Annotated in this window: 4 protein-coding genes and 1 pseudogene; 3 read left to right on the top strand and 2 right to left on the bottom strand. The window is 63.9% G+C overall.

The features are described 5' to 3' along the window. Both WA702_RS08380 and WA702_RS08375 read right to left on the bottom strand, forming a co-directional pair. Positions 1-176, bottom strand: a pseudogene (locus WA702_RS08380) (molybdopterin molybdenumtransferase MoeA); the annotation flags it as partial. 118 nt (positions 177-294) lie between these two features. Further along, positions 295-1248, bottom strand: a complete 954-nt coding sequence (locus tag WA702_RS08375; RefSeq protein ID WP_425110056.1) for a LysR family transcriptional regulator — start codon at positions 1246-1248, stop codon at positions 295-297. Positions 1249-1332: 84 nt separating this feature from the next. On the opposite strand from WA702_RS08375, the gene WA702_RS08370 reads away from it, so the two are divergent. The 3 genes from WA702_RS08370 to WA702_RS08360 all read left to right on the top strand — a co-directional run. Then, positions 1333-2265, top strand: a complete 933-nt coding sequence (locus WA702_RS08370; protein WP_425110055.1) for an MBL fold metallo-hydrolase — start codon at positions 1333-1335, stop codon at positions 2263-2265. An 8-nt stretch (positions 2266-2273) separates the two neighbouring features. Continuing rightward, the gene (locus tag WA702_RS08365) at positions 2274-3260 is read left to right on the top strand and encodes an alpha/beta hydrolase (RefSeq protein ID WP_425110054.1); all 987 of its coding nucleotides are present in this window, start codon (positions 2274-2276) and stop codon (positions 3258-3260) included. A gap of 780 nt (positions 3261-4040) precedes the next feature. After that, positions 4041-4777 (top strand): YkgJ family cysteine cluster protein (locus WA702_RS08360; protein WP_425110053.1); only part of this gene is annotated, 737 nt, incomplete at its 3' end.

Below are 4777 nucleotides of genomic sequence, written 5' to 3'. Positions count from 1 at the left end.
CGCACCGCGTAGCCGTCCATCGCCGACATCGCCTGCGGCGGCTGGGTGCGCAGCGCCGCGAGGTCGTGCGCCAGCACCCGGTGATAGGCCTGATCGAGGCCGACCATCTCCTCGGGCAGCGGCGCGGCGCCGGCGAGGATCGCAGCCAGGGCATCGGCAACCGGCATCAGGGCCATGATCGTTCCTTCCGAACACGCCGGCAACAGCGCCGACCGATGCCGCCTTCTAGCCGAAGGCCCACCACAGGGCCAAGCGCTTCGGCTCGAGGCCGGTGACGACCGTTCGATCCGACTGCTATCCGGCTGCGAGCCGGCAGGCGGCGCGCTCGGTTGTCTGCAGGATGTCTGCCACCAACGCCCTGAGCCACACCGAGGCCGCGTCGCGATCGAGCTGCAGCGGCCAGACCATCGCGACCGCTGGCAACCGAAGCTTCAACGGCACTGGGCTGAGCGTCAGCCCAAAGCGCGGCCCGTAAAGCCGCGCCATCCGTGTCGGTATGGTCGTGATCACGGGCGCAGCGGCCACAGTCGCCAGCACGGTCAGAAATTCCGAGGATGCCGCCACCACGTTCAGTTCGGTCCCGATCTCGTCCAGCGCGGTCGCCAAGCAGCCCTGCAGGCTGTTGGTGAAGGTCACTAGCGCATGCGGAAGGGCCAGATAATCGGCGAGAGCAATCGGGGTTTTGATCGGCAGGCGGTTCGGGTTGAAAACGCAGCTCAAAGCTTGATCGAACAGGAATTGCGATTGATGCCGCTGCACGCTGGCTTGAAAGCAACCGACGGCCAGATCCAGCGATCCATCGTCGAGCAGCCGGTGCGCGTCATCTCGTTCCACCGGCTGGCTGAGCAGCCGTACACCGGGCGCAGCGCGACGGAGCGCTGCGGCGAGCTCGGGGATTAGCAGCAGCTCCACCTCGCTCGAAAAGCCGAGGCGAATGATACGTTGCTCGGTGGCCGGATCGAAGGCGGGGCTCGCATGCAGCGCCGCTTGCATCTGCGCCAAGGCCGCACGAACAGGTCCCGCGAGCGCGGCCGCGCGCGGGGTCGGCTGCATGAGGCTGCCAACACGGACAAACAGCTCGTCCTGCAGCAGCACGCGCAGCGTCGACAAGGTGTGGCTCATCGCGGGCTGGCCGACCTTGAGCCGCGCGGCCGCGCGCGTCACGCTGCGGTCCTGCATTAGCGCGTCGAACGCCACCAGCAGGTTCAGGTCGAACGAACGAAGATCGAAGTGATCGATGGACTGCATGAGTTGGATCGATTTGAGCCATGCCACAGCTAGTCCTAGATCTCGGCCAGGACAAGACCATCATTTGGATCGAGGCAGGACAGCATGCAGGACATCACCACCTACCGGATCGGCGACGCCACCATCACCAAGATCTCCGAAATCGCCCTAGACGGGATCGAAGGTTCATTTCTGTTCCCCGGTGTCGATCCCGACAGCATCGCCCGGGAGCGAGGCGCGTTCGGGCCAGGCTCCGTCGAGCCGCGCACGGGATCGTTACGTTTGAGTGTCCATTCGTGGCTGGTGCAGACGCCGGAGCGGGTGGTCCTGATCGACACGGCAACAGGCAACGACAAGGAGCGGCCTGGCGCCGTGGTGCTTCATCACCTGAATGAACCGTTTCTCGAGCGTCTGAAGGCGGCGGGCGTCAGCCCCGAAGATGTCGACCTTGTCCTGATGACGCATTTGCATGCCGATCATGTCGGCTGGAATACGCGCCTTGTGGACGGACGTTGGGTTCCGACCTTTCCGAACGCCCGACACGTCTTTTCCGCGCGCGAGCGCGCCTATGCGACGGCATTGTCGGCGGGCGACGGTTCGGATGCCGCGATCCGGGATCAAGCGAAGCTCGGCCCGATGGAACATCCGCCACTGCCCGGCGTCTACGAGGACAGCGTGCTGCCGATTGTGGAAGCGGGCCTTGCCCGCGAGATCGCGATTGACGGAACCGAGGTGGTCGACGGCTTCCGCTTCCTCCCGAGCCCCGGTCACAGCATTGATCACGCCAGCATCTGCTTCACCTCGCGCGGCGAGCGCGCGTTGTTTTGGGGCGACGTAATGCACCATCCTTTGCAGGTGGTGCGCCCCGACTGGAATTCGGTCTATTGCGAATTCCCGGAGGCGGCGCGCAGGTCGCGCCAATGGGCGATGAGCCACGCCGCCGAAACCCGATCCCTGGTCTTCACCACGCACTTCGCCGAGTCGTCCGTCGGCCGCATCAGCCGCAACGGCGACGGTTTCAGCTGGCAGTTCGTCTGAGGCGTCCCATGGTCGAGAACGTTTCATCCCCACGCATCGTTGCCGAGAGCCGGCTGATTGCCGGCTCCGCGCCCGACGTGCAGATCAATCTTATCAACAAGCACCGCAACGACCTGCAAGGCTTCTCCGCGGAGCGCACCCTCGTGATGATGCACGGTGCGACCTTCTCGTCCGCGAGCCTGTTTGATGTCGCGGTTGCCGGCGCGTCCTTCATGGACGTCCTGGCGCAGGCCGGCTACGACGTCTGGGCGGTCGATGCGCGCGGTTATGGCGGCTCCAGCCGGCCGGCTGAAATGTCGCGCCCACCGGAGGAGAGTGCACCGCTGGTGACGGCGCGAACCGCCGTCGAGGATTTCGGCGCCGCCGTCGAATTCGTGTGTCGGCATCGTGATATCCTCCGCGTCAATGTGCTCGGCATGTCCTGGGGTGCGACGATCGCGGGCACATTCGCCAGTGAAGTCGGCGAACGAGTCGAAGAGCTGATCCTGGTGACGCCGCTTTGGCTGTCAAACGAGCCGCTGCGCATCGACGCGGGTGGCCCGCTCGGCGGCTATCGCATCGTCAGTCCCCGCGCGTTCGAGGCCGCGTGGCGTAGTGCGGCACCGGAGCATGCGCGACAAGACCTGATCCCTGACGGCTGGTTCGAGGTTTGGGAGAAAGCGACCTTGGCAACCGATCAGGCCTCGCTCTATCCGGGCGCCATCCGCGCGCCGTCGGGTGCCGTGCAGGACGTGCGCAGGCACTGGACTGCCGGCAAGCCGATCTATGATCCTGCCGCGATCATTTGCCCGGTACTTATCGTCGCTGCCGAATGGGACGCCGACGTCCGCTTCGATATGGCGCACGATCTGTTCGTGCGGCTGGTGGGGGCGCCGTACAAGCGCTTGGTCGAGATCGGGCAGGGGACCCACATGGTGCTGATGGAAAGGAATCGGCGGCAAGTGTTCGACGCGATCATCGGGTATCTCGGCGAGCGCGTCATGCCGGCAGCATGACGGTCCCACGCGATGGACCGCGCAGACAGGCGCAATTTCGGACCATGATGCCAAAACGCGAAGTTTGAGCTCGCGACGAGCGGCGCCGCGAATCTGCTGCGTGGTTCGGCTTGCTTACCGGCCCGTGAGCGCCTCACAACTTTTCACGCGCATTTGCACGCGCGCGTCGCTATGTGTCCGTGCGCGGGCAGCGTCCCTGATTTGACCGGAGTTCACCTTCATGCGCGGAATATTGGCGAACCTTTGAAACCGCTAAGCGTACATTCAGGCCAAACATCTGGCATTCGCGCGAGCAGCGCTGTTCGTCTGCGCCTGCCGGTGAACCAGGGTTGCCTCCCCTACGACATCCTCCAAGCGGCGTACGCTGGAGAAGGCGAGCGCGCCGTGCTGAGTTCGTTGTCGGGAATATGGCGCAGCTTCTCGGCAGGTTGTCTGCATAGCCATAGTTACGGTCGGTAATGTCGATGCATGGCGTAGCCATGCCTTTGGATTTTCAGCTGTTGCAATTTTTGATATTTGAAATCTGCCGGCACCGGCCTCGCTTCTCATGTCTGTCTGACGTGCACGGCGATTGCTACCCGGCGTGTGCAACTCGCTCAGATGACAAACTCACATGAGGCATGCACACGAGAGGCGGCATTTGCGCAAACATCTCATGCAGCTCTGTCGGGCGCCGCTATCGCTGGCGCGTGATATCGGACTGATCAACTCGGCGTCAGTTTTTTCGGCCGCGCCAGCTGCGATGATGGGCTCGTTTGGAACCAAATAAGAAGAACGACAATGGATCAGACGATGCTGAACGTCGTTCGTGCGGTCGAGAGGGGCGCAGCGACGGTCAAGGACGTGGTCGATGAAACGGGTCTGTCCCGGTTGCGGGCCGAGCGCGCGCTCCACGCGCTGGAGAAGCAGAAGCTTCTGGTTCGCGATAGTCTGGGCTTACTCAGAGCGCGTGGTGCGCCGCCGAAGGTGAGCACGCGCGAATGCGGATCGTGCTCGATGTGCTGCGACGTGCTCGAAGTGACCGCAGTCGGGAAGCCGGTCAATCAGCTGTGCAAGCATTGGCAGACCGGCACGGGATGCACCATCTACGACGATCGCCCGCAGATGTGCCGGTCTTTCAACTGCGGCTGGCTGCAAGGGCATCTCAGCGACCACTGGTTTCCCGAACGGGCGCGCATGGTGCTGCATTTCTCCAACGGCGCGATCAATGTGGCGGTCGATCCCGCTTATCCCGAGCGATGGCGACGGGAGCCATATTTCGGCGAGTTGTGTAAACTATCGCTCAATGGAGTCCGCGTGACGCCGGGCGGCGGCAGTTACGCCACTTTGGTTGTCGTCGGTCCGGAGCGATTTCTCCTGCTGGGGCGGACGGTGGTCCCCGATCCCACGCTCTTCGGCACCGCCTTCGTGCCGCTCACGCCGGATACCTTCGCCTACTGGAAGGCGCGCTCGCCGGAGCATCTGCAGCGCCTGAACGCGCGGGTTGCAGAGATCCATCGCGTGAGGCAGGAGTTCGG

Origin of the sequence: Bradyrhizobium sp. (assembly GCF_049798375.1) — a bacterium.
GTDB lineage: Bacteria > Pseudomonadota > Alphaproteobacteria > Rhizobiales > Xanthobacteraceae > Bradyrhizobium.
This window is presented reverse-complemented; position numbering and strand designations above follow the sequence as displayed.

Coding starts and splice junctions, on each gene's coding strand:
- WA702_RS08365 (WP_425110054.1), top strand. CDS start 2,274: ATGGTCGAGAACGTTTCATCCCCACGCATCGTTGCCGAGAGCCGGCTG.
- WA702_RS08375 (WP_425110056.1), bottom strand. CDS start 1,248: ATGCAGTCCATCGATCACTTCGATCTTCGTTCGTTCGACCTGAACCTG.
- WA702_RS08370 (WP_425110055.1), top strand. CDS start 1,333: ATGCAGGACATCACCACCTACCGGATCGGCGACGCCACCATCACCAAG.